Below are 16,781 nucleotides of genomic sequence, written 5' to 3'. Positions count from 1 at the left end.
CTCATATCCATCCTCTTGATAAAATCATGTTCGCACAACGCTCGGCTTCATTAAACTGTACACTCGGTAAGGGTAAGTCGCCCCCCGACCATTGTTCAAAAGACGTTATTATCCCCTTCTCCTCCAACTTTTGCAGCCCCAGCGTTAAGCGGTTTTCTCTTTTTTTAGGGACACTTAGCGTTCCAACGGCACAACCCGCCGTCAAGGCCTCGTACACCATGGAGACACTGTCCTCTGTTACCCAACACCTCTCTGTAGTGCTGAGTAACGACGGCAACCAATCCGTTGCAACCTCGTGACAGGATTTGAAGCGATCCCCAAACAAGGCTTTCAGCGCCAACTCTGTTGAAGGAGGGGTTCGTCTAGAGCTCGTTAAGGTCCATTCAACACGTGCATTGGAGGCGATGGTTTGAATTTGCGTCAACACTTGGCGCTCATCCCAAGCATATTGCTTTGAAGGCCCACCGATTAACAGCATCCCGGTGGCAGCGGACTTGGTATTGGGCTGCATCAGGTTGAGTGCTCCTTGCGTAACAAGGATATTGGGCTTGTTCGGAGGGGAGTCGTGTTCCGGAATAAGGCAAAGATCAAACCAAGACAAAGGCAATGAGGGGGTCATTAAAACAAGTGCCGGAACATTAAAATAGGCTTTAAGCGCCAACAATGTTAAATGTGTTTTATGGCCGGCCCCAATCAGTAAACAGGGGCGCTCTTGATGTATATCAGCGTGCCGATATGACTTGAATACTCCAGCTTGCAGACTCTCTCGAAATGACAAAGGTGATATCACTTCGTACTGAAGATCGGGTCTCAACCGCTGCATGGCTTTCACTAAGCCCATGGATTGGTTAACGTGTCCGGGCTTTCCATCATTAATAATACGGACTACTGCCACGCTAACCCCTTCATACTAAAATCCTCATTTTGAACCCCTTATTGACGCATACTAGCACGTTACTCCACTGGCGAGTGCTCGACCCGCAGATTTCGTCCCCTTCTTTTTAAAACAATCATGCGCACCTTATTAAGACAATCATTATCTATTTTTAATTTGAGATTCAAGAGGTAATTCCTTTTCCTTGCCGGGATGATTACAATCATGACCTTGTCACACACTCCGACAACTTAATTTTTTGAATACCCCTATAGTGAGGATACACAAGATGGCAGCTGCATTTGGTACCGTTTTTATGCCTGAAATGGCGATCTCCTGGTTTGACGGATCAAGCTGGAGTCCGGTGGAAATGGTCCCAAGTGACAGTTTGACATTGCACCCTGGCGCGCATGTGTTGCATTACTCCAGCACCTGCTTTGAAGGGCTCAAAGCCTTTAAGCATGAAGATGGCAGCGTCAATATTTTCCGCATGGATCGTAACATTGCTCGCTTAAATCAAAGCAGTCAGCTGCTTGGCTTGCCTGACTTAGATACCGAGCAAGTCGCTCGCATGATCACTCAGACAGTCGCTCGTTTTGCGGATGAAGTCCCTGCGCCACCGGGATCACTTTACATCCGTCCAACGCACTTCGGTACTGAACCCGCTATTGGCAAAGCCGCAGTACCTTCAACCATGTCCTGCTTTTTTGTTCTAGTGTCCCCCGTCGGTGACTATTTTGCAGGCGGTGATAAATCGTTACGCTTATTACTCGAAGATCAGGGCATGCGCTGTGCGCCACATATGGGCATGATTAAAAGTGGCGGTAACTATGCCAGCGCTTTGCAACCCATCATGAAAGCCCGTAATGAAGTTCAAGCAGACCAAGTCTTGTTCTGCCCAGGCGGTGATGTACAAGAAACGGGCGCCGCTAACTTTTTATTGATTGATGGTAATGAAATCATCACCAAAGCCTTGGATGAAAGTTTCTTACACGGCGTTACCCGTGACTCAATCTTAACGCTTGCAAAAGATATGGGCATGCAGGTATCCGAGCGTCAACTGACGGTGGACGAGCTTCTTGAACGAGCGGCAAAACCCGGTTGTGAAGCGGCGCTCTCGGGTACCGCTGCAGTGCTTGCACCCGTTGGCACCTTGATTTACAAAGGTCAAGAATATGCAGTGGGCACAGGTGGTATCGGTGAAACCACACTCAAACTGCGTACAGCACTGAATGATATCCAGTGGGGCAAGCGTGCGGATACACATGGCTGGCTAACACGCATCTAAAGGCTTAAGCACAGCCTGTTAACATGATTTCGCGCAGGGATGTCCTTGCGCGAAATCCATGCCCTCACCAACGTCAACTCGTCATAACTTCATCCCAAATCGTCACCACGCATTCACGCCATTTACCCAACTCCTCATCGGCAATAACGGTATTCGATTGCTCTTGTAAGCTCTGACGATGCCCAACCGACCGGAAGGTTTTATAGGCCTCACGTAGGGTCTCAGCCTGCTCTGCCGTCAAAATCTGCACACCCTCAAGTGCATCCAGAATACGAATATTGTCCGTATAGGTGTAAAGCGTGGCAAAGGTCTTCGCATGCGCCAATACCAAGAACTGAACCAGAAACTCTATGTCGACAATCCCACCTCTATCTTGCTTAAGGTCAAAGACATTCAGCGTATTACTAACCTCCTTCGAGGATAAGTGTTGGCGCATTTTTTCTCGCATATGCACCACCTCCTCAAGCAACCGAGATCGATCTCTAGGCTTCGATAGAATATCTGCACGAACCTGTTCAAAGGCCCCAGCCAATTCGGAATCCCCTGTGACCACGCGCGCGCGAATTAATGCCTGGTGCTCCCAGGTCCAAGCTTCCTTATGCTGATAATCACTAAAGGCTTTCAGACTCGAAACCAGTAAACCCGAGTTACCTGAGGGTCTCAAGCGCATATCAATTTCATAGAGCTGTCCTGAAGGAGTAAAGGTGTTCAATAGATGAATCACTCGCTGCCCCAGTCGGTTAAAGAAGACAGCATTGGACAGGCTTTTTTCACCATCGGTGGATAAATTAGGATCCGAATCATGAATAAAGACCAAGTCCAAATCTGAACCATAGGACAACTCAATACCGCCCAATTTGCCATACCCCAATACAATAAAGCGAGGCTGCAACATAGGCCCTTCATCAGTCATGGGATAGCCATGTTTCTCGACTAATCCCCGCCAAGCATTGTCTAATACTGCCGCCAGCAGCACCTCTGCTAACCAGGTTAAGTAATCACTCACTTTCATTAGAGGCAGCGCTCCTGTGATATCGGAGGCAGCTACTTTTAACACATGCGCATGTTTAAAGTAACGTAGAGCCTCCATCAATTGCTCAGTATCTTGCTCAGAAATGCGCAAGAGTTGCTGATTTAACTCCGCCTGCAAACGCGCTTTATCAGGCGGTGTAAACAAGGTTCTTGGATCAATCAGTTCATCCAGTAAGACCGGTTGTTTTGCTAAGAGAACGGAGAACCATGCACTTGCCGAACATAAACGCACCAGCTGTTGTAACGCCCCCGGATTCTCAGCCAACAACACTAAGTAGGCCGAGCGTCGTAGCACCGCTTCGATCAGCAAGAGCACACGCTCAAGTGTTTGTGTTGAGTTGTCACAAGTGGCGATGCGTTCCAGCAACTCAGGAAGAATCGTATATAAGCGTTCGCGCGCCACTTGTTGTGTTAACTGCATCGTTCTCGATTTACGCAAATCGCTTAAACGTTTGAGGGCTTCCTGCGCTTCTGGGAAGCCCTTTTCGGTTAAAAACTCCAGCGCTTGAGCCTCTTCGATTTCGCCTTCAAAGACCCACATCCATTGCTCTGCGGCTTTATCTTCCTCGTCATTTTCTTCAACAACAGGGGCGATTACGTCAGCAAAATGCCTTGAAACAGCCTGTCGATGCAAAGACAACTGCTCACTGAACGCCCTCCAGTCTAAAAAGCCCATACTAAAGGCAATTCGAGCTTGACCCAGCGCGTCATCCGGCAACTCTTGTGTTTGCTTATCTGCGATTGCCTGGATAGCATGCTCAGTATCTCGCAAGAATAAATAGGCCTGTGCCAGCTCCTGAACGGCCTCAATTGGCATACCAATTTTCTCAGGCAACAAGGGCAAAATGTTTAAAAGCTCGCGCTGCTGCAGATCACGGTCTCGCCCCCCTCGTATCAACTGAAAGGCTTGGGCAATAAATTCCACTTCACGAATACCGCCCGATCCCAACTTAACATTTTGTTCGAGACCTTTACGACGAACTTCGCGATTGATCATTTGCTTCATCTCACGCAGAGATTCAAAAGCACTAAAATCAATATACTTGCGATAAACAAAGGGCCTCAGCTCTGTAAGTAAGCGCTCACCTTCGACTAGATCTCCAGCAACAGGCCTTACTTTTACCATGGCATAACGCTCCCAATCACGCCCTTGCTCTTGGTAGTAGTTCTCCATCGCGTTAAAACTGATCGCCAAAGGGCCTGCGGAACCAAATGGACGCAGGCGCATGTCCACTCTAAACACAAACCCATCTAGCGTCAGGTTATCGAGGGCTTGGATTAGCTTTTGCCCTAAACGAATAAAGAAGTCCTGATTCTCTAAAGATGAACGCTCATGGTCAGTCTCACCGTTCTGGGGATAACAAAAAATCAAGTCGATATCCGAGGACAAGTTCAGCTCGTTTGCACCTAATTTACCCATACCCAACACAACCAACCGCTGTGGATAGGTAACCCCTTCAGAATTAGGGCGAGACTGCGGGACACCCCAACGCTTACAGGCTTTTGCATACAACCAGTTTAACGCCTCATCAATGCAAGCATCCGCAAGTGCAGAGAGCTCAATGACCGTGTTGCGCGTATCACTTTTGCGGGTCAAATCACGCCAGATGAGTCGCACCATTTCATAATTACGAAAGACGCGTAGCTGACGATGAAAAGCGGCTTCGTCCTCTAGATCGATAATGCGCTGACGCAATCGTACCGCATATTCTCCCGAGGTATACTGACGCTCTAACCCTCCCTCCGCCATCAAATCAGCTAAAGTTGATTGATGTCGAGATAATTGTTCCACAACAAAATCACTGCCGATCAAAACCTTCAAACAGTCCTGCTGAAAGGCGTCAGGGAGTGATGGCATGGATTCAAAAACGGACTGAAGGGCTTCAACCTGCTTGTGCGCAAGGGCTTGAAGCTCAGAAGGCAAGGCGGCGATGGCTGACTGAAATGACAAAATGAATTCCCCTGTGCTATGCCGAAGTTAAGGTAAAGAGAATATCAGACGTGCGCCGTTTTTAAACCTACATTTGCTTATCAACGATCAGGCTCTATGGCTGGCGTTACATTAACCTGCAGATAATCGAGTAGCTGGCGCAAAGAGATGTTGTCAGGATTTTGGCTCCTGACAATAAGATAAGGCTGTACCGCCAGCAAAGTGCTCAAAAGGTCAATGAATCACCAGACTGTCGATTATATTTACCTAGACCTTCCGGCCTAGGTAAATTCTGCACAGTTTTCAGCTAACGCAAGCATTTATTTGCGGGCGACGATGTGCCCAAGGCTGGGCCTGCTCCAACTGGTGCGCCAGTGCGAGCAGAGTAACTTCTTCACCAAAGCGTCCAACGAAGTGAGCGCCGATTGGTAACCCACCCGGTGTCCAATACAGGGGGACAGACATGGCTGGCTGCCCAGTTGCATTGAACAGTGCGGTATAGGGGGAATAGCTATGAAAGCACTCAATCAATGTCCCTATATCCTTTTGGTCATCAATCACATCTAGTGTGCCAATCAATGGCGGCTCACGTGTCAGCGTCGGCGTTAAGATAACATCAAAGTCGCACATGAAATTTGCAAAGGTACGGCCTAGAGCATGGATCCCTTCGATTGCACGCACATATTTCACCGCACCAATCCCTCCCTTATCTCTTAGGTAGATCCGTGTACGAGGCTCAAGCTCCTCCGCTTGAACAGGTGCACCGCGCATCTGTCCCAGCATATCCAAATAGCGGCGCGTATTCGGGCCGATGATATCAAATGCCATGTCATAGAACTTCAACAGATCCACTGGCAGATTGATTGGCGTGACCAAATGCCCCAAGCCTTCACACAGTGCAGCGGCATCACGTACCGCCGATAAGGCTTCGGTCGATGACGGCCAAGGCTCCATCTGTTCGACCAACGCAATCCGCAAGGGCCTAGGAGGACGCCCCATCGCCTCGAGGTAAGAACTGGGCCGAGCCGGTGCTGCGTAAGGTGCGCCCAAATCAGCGCCAGATGTCAGATCCAACAAGGCTGCACTGTCACGCACCGATAGAGTTATCGCGTGGCCAACTCCCATCCCGCCCCACCCCTCGCCAATAAGAGGTCCACTCGGCACCAGTCCACGACTGGGCTTAAGACCAAATACACCACAACAGGACGCAGGCACTCTAAGTGAACCTCCACCATCATTACCATGGGCAAAAGGCACTACACGTGATGCGACCAGTGCAGCTGAACCACCGCTTGAGCCGCCCGCACTGCGCTCGGTATCCCAGGGGTTACGAGTCGCACCGAAACGAGTAGATTCGGTGGTATAGGACGTACCAAACTCAGGCGAGGTCGTGGTACCTATGAATACACAACCCGCTCGACGCAGACGGCTGACCAATTCATCATCCAGCCCTGGACGAGCCTCACCTAATGCCAAGGAACCGTTGCTCATCCGCGCCTCCGTTAGAGGTGCAAACAGATCCTTAATCAGCGTCGGAACACCTGAGAAGGGTCCTGTTCCAGGTACCTGTCGCCTTGCTTGCTCATAGAGCGTTTCGGCTACCGCATTTAGGCTAGGCTCGACTTTCTCCAAACGCGCAATAGTTGCTTCCAGAAGCTCTTTTGGCTGCACCTCCCCTACTCGAATGAGTTCAGCGAGGGCTGTGGCATCCGATTGATCAATCAGTGCTTGTATATCCTGCATAATATTTTCCTTTAAATCTTGCATGATTTTTTCCTTACAACTCGAAAGGCCCTTTAGACATCATAAGCAGATGCCTGGTCCACAAATCAAGCCACGGGGTTATCCGTCACGCTTTGCGCTCTATGTCTAGGCATTAGATAAGAAAGCATCCAGATACACGCACCGACCAAGCTGATGAGCGCCAATATAACAATGGCATCGCGTAACTCACCAACCTGAGCCATTAAAGCCGCAACCACCAATGGACTGACGAACTGCCCCATATAAAGACAGGAAGTAAAACCACCCATTCCTCGCCCACGGGTAACGGTCGTCAGCGCATTCATAACCGGAGACATGGTATTGGGGACTAATAAACCTGCGCCGATACCGTGAATAAAAACCGCCACCAAAACGTCGTTATAGCTCTGAGCGTTGGAAAGCAACCAGAGCCCCAGCGCGATCAACAACATCAACAACGCATTACAGCCACGAATCCCCAGCAAACGACGCATCAAAGGCCAGGTCAGTGAGCCTGCAAGTGTAGCGAGCAAGCCAAAACCAGCAGAAGCACCAATCAAAGTACTGGAAGTTACCCCCATGCCAACCAACAACGCTGGTGTCTGAATGGGTACGATAAAGTTCAAAACCATACCAGTGAACACCAACAGATAACCGACCAGTAGCGCCCAAGCGTTAACCTGCTCTGGATCACTCACGGTGATCTGTTCCGTGTTTTGGCGAGGCTCCCACAGCACTTTCATCATAATTGGCACCAACAGAATCGGCAGCAGATAGAGGTAAAACGGAGTACGCCAAGAGTGCTCGCCGAGTACTCCGCCAATTACGAAGAACAGCGACCCGACTAGGCCAATCGTGACCACTTGGTAATTGATGAATCGCATACGATCCTCACCTTTCCAATAATCCGCAATCAGTGCTGCACAGCACGTCATGATCGCCGCCTCTGTACAGCCAAATAACAAACGGACACTGACGATCGTCTGCAGATCATTCAGAAATGCCGGAATAACACCCAACAAGGCATAAAGTAATGTCGCTATGACCAACAAGATCTTGCGGCCAAGTCGGTCTGCCAACCAACCCGCAACTGGTGCAAACAGTGCGATAGCCAGTGCTGGCCCAGTAATCGCCATCGGTACCAGCAGAGCGGCATTCGGTTCCATAGGACCAAACTCGGCTCCGAGCTTGGGCAGGATCGGCGCCACCATTACCGAACCGACAATGGTCAGGCTACTGCCAAGCATCAATACCAACCCTTCACGCCGCCCTGTCGCCTGACGGAACATCATATTTTTATCAGCCATCTCTACCCTCCTCAGAAGCTTTGGGCTATACGTAATGCTAGGCTGTAACCCTCGGCACGGTTTCGAGTGCCGAACTCTTTATAACCATGTAACCAAACCGCGGGCATACCCGGGCGGAAAAAACTCAAGGCGGGTCCTGCAGCGATTGTTCGAGCTCGGTTACCACTCGTTAGTGAAGGCGCTTTGTCATCGGTAAGCTGATGGTAGTAGTAGCCGCCAAGCCCCACAGTCCAATCCTTGACATGCTGACCCATTGCAAATTCGTGCCGATACTCCACGCCGTTGCGGTAATCAGTAGCACGATTACGGGTATTGAAATCCAGCTCGAAGCTGGACGATATTTCAAAACCGGTATCGGAGATGTAGGTGGCGTTGAAAATCGGGGAAAAGGTCCAATGATTTAGACCTGGTGAAACCAAGCGGTCCTTGTCATAGTCGCCAGTAGGCGCCTGAATCTGGAACTGTGCGTTCACGCCTAAGTTGCGTGATGGATGCCACTGCAATATCAAGGGTATTACCTGAATATCCGCTTGGCGAAATACATCGGCACTGCGAGAAAAAGTACCGACGGGCGTGGACACATCCAACGATGCTTCCATGTGTAAAAATGGAAACACAACTCCCCAGCCATATTTCGCACCGAGAACCTCATGATCTGTCATACGCACATGCGCTAGGGATAGTGACAAGACATCGAGTGAGAAATCCACGGGTGCATCCTTTCCCGAATTATCCTTGAAACTATTGGCAGAATAGAAGGCCGTACGCAGACCAAAGGCCCCCTTCGGCGTTGCCGGAGGCATAAAACCCGCTCCAAAATTGTACAAGCCTGCAGCCGTCGTCGGAGCACCATTCTCGGTCGCCAGCACGGATGCCGAAGGGTGGATCAGGATCGTGCCAGCAACAGCACCTATCAGCTTTTTCAGATTCATAGACTACCCTCATCGGTGTATTGTTTTTGTTGTTACAATCAACAAAAACAATACAAAGGAGTCAGTCCTATGAGTTATCCGAAATCAGCAAAATCCTTACGTGCTCTACGCAGAGTATCCGAAGGGAGCTCACCAAATAATTGTCGGTATTCAGAAGAGAATCGGCTCAGATGCCAAAACCCCCAATGCATGGCGATATCCTGTACTGCCATGTAGGAATGGGGTTGCAATAGTTCGCGATGTACGGCGTTAAGCCTCAACATACGTAAGTATGCAACAGGATTAATGCCAAGTGTTTCTTGGAAACAGTACTGTAGTTTACGTCGGCTAGCGCCCACACGATTACATAAGTCGATGATTGAAGGAGGGGCATCAGGATTGGCCAGAGCATACTCACATGCACGGTCGACAATCAACTTGCGGGCAGTTGTGGGCAATGATATAACCGCTTCGCAGTCAACAAGATCCAGCAGATGCATCAACACTGTATCACGGATACCCGCACGAATAGCGGCATAAGCCATGAGCTTTCGCCCCTGACTATCCTGCCCCCCAAAAACGCTGTCGACAAGAGCAACTAGATCTTCTCGACACGCGGGATTGGTCAGATGAAAGCAGCCTGGAGCCACACTGAGGTCCAATTTAAAATCACGTTGTTGACGTTCAAGTATGTCTTCAAGCAGCGATCTCTCTACAGCAACACATAACAGGTCAATTCCAGCGGGTGTACGTAAATCAGGTAGATGATCCCCCGATGCCGCTAAGACGCTCTGCACATTGATCTCATGACCATCACAATAGAAGTTATGAACATTCAACGCCAAGGGGAGACTGAAAGTCACCGCCCCTTCCCAAGCCTCCCCACTTTTGACCATTGCCTGATTGGAGCAATCGCGGATCAGCTGCATGCCCTGCAAATCCAGTTCAGTAATACTCCCTTCGAATAAACCTTTAGTCACTTGATTATAATGTAGTTTCCAACCACTGAAGCAGCGAGCATGATCTTCGACATTACTTGTACGTCGATGACGGAAGCCGGAAAGTTCAAACCCTAACTCTTCTGCCCGATCAAGGTGCATAACAGTAACACCCACTATCTTCTTTTGATTAAAAATTCATCAAAGCAACTTTTACGCCCGTTGGCAACTGATCTAAGCAATTTTGCCGAAATTGGATATTGGATAGCCGCAACGCAACATCAGAAAGGCGTTGGGCACGTAAGACCCTAAGCTTTAGCGGACAAACTCCCACATCATGACATCTTAATGACACTTTTATGAAGTTTTAATTACATCGACTGGGTGAGCGAGTATAATTTGACCATTACACTTTAGCTTAACTCTAGGAACCTTCCCATATGGTTAGCAAAAACCCAATCACGCAAATGTTTGGCCGCTCCCCTTTTAAGCCCATGCAAGAGCATATTGCGAAGTCTCAAGCGGCCGCCGCAGAGCTTATCCCCTTTATTAAAGCCATTCTGATTAAAGATTGGGAAACAGCGGATGCGTGCCAACAGCGCATTGCGGTTATGGAAGGCGAAGCGGATAAGATGAAGCGGGAAATTCGCCAAAACTTACCGGGCAATTTGTTTTTACCCGTTCCCCGAAATGATCTTCTTGAGCTGTTGAGAACCCAAGATAAAGTTGCAAACCGTGCCAAAGATATTGCTGGCCTCATGGTTGGACGTCGCATGGAAATCCCAGCGGTCTTGAGTGAAGAGCTCATGGCCTTTGTTGAAATTGCCGTGCAAACCACCGAACAAGCCGTTACCGCCTTGAACGAATTAGACGAACTGCTGGAAACCGGATTTCGTGGCCACGAAGTCAAAATTGTTCAGCGTTTGATCAGTGAACTTGACCGTTTAGAACATGCAACCGATGAAAAAGAGCGCGCACTTCGCGCTTCATTATTTACCGTTGAAAAGGAGTTCAATCCGATTGATGTCATGTTTTTATACAAGACCATTGATTGGATCGGTGACCTTTCTAACCGAGCACAGGTTGTGGGCAGTCGCTTGCAACAACTGCTTGCCAAATAATATTTTTCTTATTGTCTGAGATTGTTGTATGGATGTTATTGCTCAACACGGCACACTGTTAATTGTCATTGCCTGCTGTTTCGGTTTTTTTATGGCCTGGGGTGTCGGTGCGAACGATGTAGCGAACGCCATGGGAACCTCCGTGGGTTCAAAAGCCATCACCTTAAAACAAGCCATTATTATTGCCATCATTTTTGAATTTGCCGGTGCTTATTTAGCAGGAGGGGCTGTCACTGCAACGATACGTAGCGGCATCACGGATGCGGAGCTACTGGCTGACTCTCCAGACCTCCTTATTTTTGGAATGATGTCAGCATTATTGGCGGCAGGCATTTGGTTGTTAGTGGCCACTCACTTCGGCTGGCCTGTTTCAACCACGCATTCCATTGTCGGTGCCATTGTCGGCTTCGCGGCTGTTGGTATTGCCGTCGAAGCGGTTCACTGGAATAAAATCGGCACCATCGCCGCCAGTTGGATTATTTCACCTCTGACGGCAGGCTTTATCGCTTTTTGGCTGTTCCGAAGTGTCCAATACCTTATTTTGAGTACGGAAAGCCCGTACGAAAATGCCAAACGCTACGTGCCTTTTTACATTTTTCTAGTCGGCTTCATTATTTCAATGGTCACCTTTACCAAGGGTTTGACACACATTGGACTCGACTTGACCTATACCCAAGCAAGCCTTGCCTCAGCCGTGATTGGGCTTATATCCATGGGCGTTGGCGTCCTAATGATCAAACGCATCCGCCCCAACCCCGAGGATGATAAGGACTTCCACTTCACCAATGTAGAGAAGATTTTTGCCATTTTGATGCTGTTTACGGCCTGCGCGATGGCATTTGCACACGGCTCCAATGACGTTGCCAATGCGGTTGGCCCACTGGCGGCCGTTGTGAGTGTTGTTCAATCCGGTGGCGAAGTGGCCTCACGCTCAATCATGCCCTCGTGGATCTTGTTACTCGGCGGTGGTGGCATTGTTGCTGGACTCATCATGTATGGCCACAAAGTCATTGCAACGGTTGGCCAAAACATCACAGAACTCACACCCAGTCGTGGTTTTGCGGCAACGCTAGCAGCGGCCGGTACGGTTGTGGTTGCATCGGGTACAGGCTTACCCATTTCAACCACTCATACCCTCGTAGGTGCAGTGTTAGGTGTCGGCCTTGCGCGTGGTATGGCCGCGTTGAATCTTCGCATTATTGGTACGATTTTTATCTCCTGGATTGTCACTCTGCCAGCAGGTGCCTTCTTATCCATTATTATTTTCTTTATCTTAAGTGCCATTTTTCTGTAGAAGTTTTCTGGTCTGATCTAAAATGCGTTGGATTTCTGTTGAAATGTGGTATCAATAGAGATTCAACGCACTTACTGAATCGAGATTAGGCCTGATTGTGAATAAACCCTCTTCAACACAAGATGCACTGCAATACGTAAATTGGTTTAGGCACTCCTCTCCATACATCAATGCCCATCGTGATAAAACCTTTGTCTTGATGCTCAGTGGAGAAGCACTGGACGACCCTAACCTAACCAATATTATTCATGATATTGCGCTACTCAATAGCCTTGATGTCAGACTGGTGGTCGTTTATGGTTCGCGCCCTCAGATTGAAATGCGCTTACAACAACGCAATATTCCCACTCGACTTCACCATCATCAACGCATCACCGATAGCGACACACTCAGCTGCGTGATTGAGGCCGCAGGTGTACTGCGTGCAGAATTAGAAGCACTGTTTTCAATGGGTTTATCGAATACGCCCATGCATGGCTCTAGAATTCGAGTGTGCAGTGGCAACTTTGTGACGGCTAAACCCGCAGGGGTTGTTGACGGTGTTGACCTCGGCCACACGGGTGAGCCTCGTCGAGTCGATCATAAAGCCATCAATCAACAATTAGACCTCAATAATATTGTCTTGATTTCAAACCTTGGCTTTTCTCCGACAGGAGAAATTTTTAATTTATCAGTGGAAGAAGTCGCAACCCGGACCGCGATTGCGCTGAAGGCGGATAAGCTCATTTTATTTGGCAGCGAAGACGGGATACGCGACAGCCGTGGTGACCTGCGCAGTGAGCTCTTGGTCGCAACCGCGAAGCGAATGGTATCGCAGTACTTGTCACGCATTGAGGATGCCAGCCTTGCCTACACAGAAACGGCTCGATTGCTGCAAGCCGCCGCCGATGCCTGTGAACACAATGTGCCACGCTGTCATTTGATTAGTTATCAACAGGACGGCGCTCTCCTTGCCGAACTCTTTACCCGCGATGGTTCCGGCACCATGGTGATTAAAGAATCGTATGAGCAAATTCGTCAAGCGAGTATCGACGATGTCGGCGGTATTCTTGAGTTAATCGCGCCACTGGAGTCTCAGGGCGTATTAGTCAGACGCTCACGAGAACGTTTGGAAGCTGAAATAGAACGCTTCACACTGGTTGAGCGCGATAATGTCATTATTGGCTGTGCCGCTTTATATCCCTTCCTTGAAGACAAGGTCGGTGAGCTGGCGTGCGTTGCCATCGACAATCAATACCGTGGCGGTGAGCGAGGTGATCGCTTATTAGAAGCCATTGAGGCACGCGCACATGAATTGGGTCTCACGTCTTTGTTTGTGTTAACCACACGCACGGCGCATTGGTTTGTAGAGCGAGGCTTTAAACCTGCTCCCTTAGACGACTTACCCGGTGAGAAAAAAGCCTTGTATAACTTCCAGCGTAACTCCAAGGTGTTTTTTAAAACACTTTAAGCCTGCTTTCCTCTGGCGAACCTAACCTTACGCCAGAGGAATCATCATGCGAAAACGTGCACCTCCTAATTCCGGCGAGTTATCGGCCTCCAACGCCCCACCGTAGCTGCTCAGAATATCAACCGTAACGGCGAGACCTATTCCTTGCCCACTGGTCGAGGTGTCCATACGCTTGCCCCTTTCTAGAATCACACGGGACTCACCTGGCAAAATACCATTGCCATCGTCTTCGATCATCAATAACACACCATTACGCGTGGTATAGGAGGTCACTCGAACCCGGCGTTTGCCATATTTGCAGGCATTTTCCATTAAGTTACCTAACAACTCCATTAGGTCACTTTCATCGCCTTGGAACTCAGCCGCCTCTGACACCTGATTCTCAAACTGGATCTGTTTTTCAGCATAGACTTTCAATAAAACACCGCCTATGCGTTGCACAACAGGTGATATTTTAATGGGTTTAACGAGTAAGCGGCTTTGAGACTTAACCGATCGGGACAGTTGATACTGCACTATCTGCCCCATGCGTTGAGCCTGCTCTTCAATTAATTGCTTATACGCCTGGTTATCCAGCTTTTCATTACTCGCACCGGCAATAACAGCCAAAGGCGTTTTCAGGCTATGAGCCAAGTCGGCAAGTGTATTGCGATAGCGTTCTCTCTGCTGGCGCTCACTTTTAATAAGCTGATTTAGATTATCGGTAACGGCCTGCACCTCAAGAGGGTATACACCCGTCAGTCCTTCGGCATCACCTTTTTCAATGCGATTAAGATCATCGGCTAATTGATGTAAGGGTTTTAAGCCCCAGCGCATGATCACATACTGGACGAAGAGCGCGAGTAAAAAGACGCCCGATAACCACCCCCACAAACGGGTTTTGAACGCCAACATTTGCTCATTTACAGACAAATCAGCGCGTAACACAGACACCATAAAGTCAAGATCGCCTTCGGGCGACTCCCAAACGACGGGATACTGCATCAAAAAATAGCCCTGCTGGCGTAAATACCGAAAGTGCATCTGTCCAGGATCTGGGTAACGTCCCTTTAAGCTTTTCTCCGCGATTTCATTTGCCAAAAACTGAGCCGATAGCGAACGCCATAAGACCTCACCAGAGGGATTGGTCATGTAACCATAGACACCCGAGTCGGGCCGCATGAAACCCGGCTCAGGGAGCAACTCGGGCAACACCGGCTGATGATCAACCAACTCCACTGCGCTTAGAATTAAATAGACCTGAAGCTGCGCTTGAGATTGCTCGGAGGTCACCAAGCTATCATAGAAGGAGCGCTGCAGTGCAACCGCTGCAGCGGCAATCACCAAGGGCAGTAAAATGAACGAAGCCCATAATAAACGGGCTTGCAACGAACGCGGAATCAATTTGAATTTCAAGATTGCGTCTTAATATCCGGGTTAAATCGGTAACCTAAGCCTCTCACCGTCATAATCGGCTGCAATGTCTGATCAGGATCGAGTTTTTGCCGTAAGCGACGTACAAAAACCTCAAGCACATTGCTGTCTCGATCAAAATCCTGATGGTAAAGATGCTCGGTTAATTCTGTTTTAGAAATTGTTTTACCTGCATTCAGCATCAGGTATTCAACCGTACGGTACTCATAGCTGGTCAAACGAACCTCTTCGTTGTTCAAGCACACAACACGGCTGACCGTATCCAAACTGATTGGACCAAACGTCAACTGAGGCTTTGCATGACCTGCTGCACGTCTCACCAATGCATTCAATCGCGCAATTAATTCTTCTGGCTGAAATGGCTTAACCAAATAGTCATCAGCTCCCGCTTCCAAGCCTTCAACTTTATCCTGCCAGTGACCACGCGCAGTTAAAATAAGCACAGGAAAATCTCGCTGCTGTTGACGCCAAGCTCGAATGACCTCCATTCCCGATAGACCCGGCAAACCTAAGTCGACAATCGCCACATCGTAGTCGTACTCTTGCCCCTGGAAAACCGCATCTTTACCTTCGGCACACTCCTCCACGGTATAGCCTTTGTCAGCCAAAATAGAGACCAACTGCCGACGTAAATCGGGATCATCTTCAACAATCAATAACTTCATGCCTATGTCCTTACTCTACTAGGGTGCAATGATTTCACCCGTGCTCGCCTTGATTTGCACATCTCTAACACGGCCTTCATTGACAATGCGTATGTGATACACCTTGTCACCACTGGCTTCGTCCTCTTCGGCTTTGAGGACTTGTCCACCAAAGGTTTTCTGAGCGATTTCGGTTGCTTGTTTCAGACTCACGGGTGAGTTGGCGACCGTGGCAACAGAAACAAACATCAAGGGAACGACAGCTAAACATAAGAGCGATATCGATATGAGCTTACGTCGCCCTTCATTCAACAAAGCTGATGGCATTCATGGATCCTCCGTTCAGTACAACACCCGAACATTTAAGATTTAGCATTGAAGGCAATCCTAAATGAATCCAGATGAATCGCTTCTGAACAGCTCAAAAATGCCCCTATTTTTTCTGTTTGGCGTGTTCTTCTTGTTCACGAATGGATCGAACCGAGAGCATCACAAAACGAACGTTGTAGGCCAAACCTATCAAGATGGCCAGCGAGGTACAGAATACAAACAACGGGTTCACGTACGGAAAGGGCAAATACCCGCCACCCCAGAGTAACAACACAGCCAATATGGACAATGGAATACCTGTTTTCATACAGAAACGCAGAAAAGGGTCCTTTCGAATTTCTTTTTTATCAACTCGGATAGTCATGCGCGAATTTACCTGTTTAAAATGTGACAGAATAGTCGTCAACCTCTCTTGAAACAAGGCTGTCTTTGGTATACTCAGGACTGTGTTTGAATCTGTTATACTGATAAAAATCGCTCGTGAACCCTAAGCAAAGGATAACAAC

Annotated in this window: 14 protein-coding genes; 4 read left to right on the top strand and 10 right to left on the bottom strand. The window is 48.8% G+C overall.

The annotated features are described in order from the left end of the window. Nucleotide 1 precedes the first annotated feature (1 nt). Entirely contained in the window at nucleotides 2-895 is an 894-nt protein-coding gene (locus F5971_RS05740) for a mitochondrial fission ELM1 family protein (protein ID WP_246187766.1), read from the bottom strand. A 268-nt stretch (nucleotides 896-1,163) separates the two neighbouring features. Here F5971_RS05740 and F5971_RS05735 point away from each other — a divergent pair, with 268 nt between their 5' ends. Further along, complete coding sequence (locus tag F5971_RS05735; protein ID WP_036507551.1) at nucleotides 1,164-2,162, top strand: branched-chain amino acid aminotransferase; 999 nt, start codon at nucleotides 1,164-1,166, stop codon at nucleotides 2,160-2,162. Between the two features lie 73 nt (nucleotides 2,163-2,235). Here F5971_RS05735 and glnE read toward each other — a convergent pair whose 3' ends face one another. The 5 genes from glnE to F5971_RS05710 form a co-directional block, all read right to left on the bottom strand. Next, nucleotides 2,236-5,145, bottom strand: coding sequence for a bifunctional [glutamate--ammonia ligase]-adenylyl-L-tyrosine phosphorylase/[glutamate--ammonia-ligase] adenylyltransferase (gene glnE, locus F5971_RS05730; RefSeq protein ID WP_036507548.1), 2,910 nt, complete (start codon nucleotides 5,143-5,145; stop codon nucleotides 2,236-2,238). 282 nt (nucleotides 5,146-5,427) lie between these two features. After that, nucleotides 5,428-6,891 (bottom strand): amidase, encoded by a 1,464-nt coding sequence (locus F5971_RS05725; RefSeq protein ID WP_246187765.1) that lies wholly within the window; start codon nucleotides 6,889-6,891, stop codon nucleotides 5,428-5,430. Between the two features lie 62 nt (nucleotides 6,892-6,953). Beyond that, nucleotides 6,954-8,174: an MFS transporter gene (locus F5971_RS05720; protein WP_036507545.1), complete on the bottom strand. Its 1,221-nt coding sequence runs from the start codon at nucleotides 8,172-8,174 to the stop codon at nucleotides 6,954-6,956. 11 nt (nucleotides 8,175-8,185) lie between these two features. Continuing rightward, on the bottom strand, nucleotides 8,186-9,106 hold the full coding sequence (locus F5971_RS05715) for a SphA family protein (RefSeq protein ID WP_051514039.1): 921 nt from the start codon (nucleotides 9,104-9,106) through the stop codon (nucleotides 8,186-8,188). 74 nt (nucleotides 9,107-9,180) lie between these two features. Continuing rightward, nucleotides 9,181-10,185, bottom strand: coding sequence for a helix-turn-helix domain-containing protein (locus F5971_RS05710; protein ID WP_193494393.1), 1,005 nt, complete (start codon nucleotides 10,183-10,185; stop codon nucleotides 9,181-9,183). A 278-nt stretch (nucleotides 10,186-10,463) separates the two neighbouring features. On the opposite strand from F5971_RS05710, the gene F5971_RS05705 reads away from it, so the two are divergent. From F5971_RS05705 to argA, 3 genes are all read left to right on the top strand, one after another. Further along, on the top strand, nucleotides 10,464-11,144 hold the full coding sequence (locus F5971_RS05705) for a TIGR00153 family protein (RefSeq protein WP_036507543.1): 681 nt from the start codon (nucleotides 10,464-10,466) through the stop codon (nucleotides 11,142-11,144). Nucleotides 11,145-11,172: 28 nt separating this feature from the next. Next, nucleotides 11,173-12,438 (top strand): inorganic phosphate transporter, encoded by a 1,266-nt coding sequence (locus F5971_RS05700; RefSeq protein ID WP_036507540.1) that lies wholly within the window; start codon nucleotides 11,173-11,175, stop codon nucleotides 12,436-12,438. A gap of 97 nt (nucleotides 12,439-12,535) precedes the next feature. Then, entirely contained in the window at nucleotides 12,536-13,888 is a 1,353-nt protein-coding gene (gene argA, locus F5971_RS05695) for an amino-acid N-acetyltransferase (RefSeq protein WP_089503595.1), read from the top strand. Between the two features lie 27 nt (nucleotides 13,889-13,915). Here argA and F5971_RS05690 read toward each other — a convergent pair whose 3' ends face one another. The 4 genes from F5971_RS05690 to F5971_RS05675 all read right to left on the bottom strand — a co-directional run bounded on the left by F5971_RS05690 (nucleotide 13,916) and on the right by F5971_RS05675 (nucleotide 16,639). Next, on the bottom strand, nucleotides 13,916-15,283 hold the full coding sequence (locus F5971_RS05690; protein ID WP_051514031.1) for an ATP-binding protein: 1,368 nt from the start codon (nucleotides 15,281-15,283) through the stop codon (nucleotides 13,916-13,918). Continuing rightward, entirely contained in the window at nucleotides 15,280-15,966 is a 687-nt protein-coding gene (locus F5971_RS05685) for a response regulator transcription factor (protein WP_036507538.1), read from the bottom strand. The genes F5971_RS05690 and F5971_RS05685 overlap by 4 nt, the downstream gene beginning before the upstream one ends. Nucleotides 15,967-15,984: 18 nt before the next feature. Beyond that, a complete protein-coding gene (locus F5971_RS05680) occupies nucleotides 15,985-16,272 on the bottom strand; it encodes a PepSY domain-containing protein (RefSeq protein ID WP_036507535.1) in 288 nt (95 codons plus the stop codon). A gap of 106 nt (nucleotides 16,273-16,378) precedes the next feature. Further along, nucleotides 16,379-16,639 carry a hypothetical protein gene (locus F5971_RS05675; RefSeq protein ID WP_036507533.1) on the bottom strand — a complete coding sequence of 87 codons (261 nt, stop codon included), beginning with the start codon at nucleotides 16,637-16,639 and terminating at the stop codon, nucleotides 16,379-16,381. Between the last annotated feature and the right edge of the window lie 142 nt (nucleotides 16,640-16,781).

This window comes from Nitrincola alkalisediminis (genome assembly GCF_009821115.1).
GTDB lineage: Bacteria > Pseudomonadota > Gammaproteobacteria > Pseudomonadales > Balneatricaceae > Nitrincola > Nitrincola alkalisediminis.
The sequence above is the reverse complement of the archived record's forward strand: the minus strand, read 5'-3'. Positions and strand labels throughout refer to the sequence as shown.

Bases quoted from the DNA above. Each gene is read 5' to 3' on its own strand.
- F5971_RS05675 (WP_036507533.1), bottom strand. From the start codon at position 16,639: ATGACTATCCGAGTTGATAAAAAAGAAATTCGAAAGGACCCTTTTCTG.
- F5971_RS05715 (WP_051514039.1), bottom strand. From the start codon at position 9,106: ATGAATCTGAAAAAGCTGATAGGTGCTGTTGCTGGCACGATCCTGATC.
- F5971_RS05725 (WP_246187765.1), bottom strand. From the start codon at position 6,891: ATGCAAGATTTAAAGGAAAATATTATGCAGGATATACAAGCACTGATT.
- F5971_RS05680 (WP_036507535.1), bottom strand. From the start codon at position 16,272: ATGCCATCAGCTTTGTTGAATGAAGGGCGACGTAAGCTCATATCGATA.
- F5971_RS05705 (WP_036507543.1), top strand. From the start codon at position 10,464: ATGGTTAGCAAAAACCCAATCACGCAAATGTTTGGCCGCTCCCCTTTT.
- F5971_RS05710 (WP_193494393.1), bottom strand. From the start codon at position 10,185: ATGCACCTTGATCGGGCAGAAGAGTTAGGGTTTGAACTTTCCGGCTTC.
- F5971_RS05700 (WP_036507540.1), top strand. From the start codon at position 11,173: ATGGATGTTATTGCTCAACACGGCACACTGTTAATTGTCATTGCCTGC.
- F5971_RS05685 (WP_036507538.1), bottom strand. From the start codon at position 15,966: ATGAAGTTATTGATTGTTGAAGATGATCCCGATTTACGTCGGCAGTTG.
- F5971_RS05735 (WP_036507551.1), top strand. From the start codon at position 1,164: ATGGCAGCTGCATTTGGTACCGTTTTTATGCCTGAAATGGCGATCTCC.
- F5971_RS05720 (WP_036507545.1), bottom strand. From the start codon at position 8,174: ATGGCTGATAAAAATATGATGTTCCGTCAGGCGACAGGGCGGCGTGAA.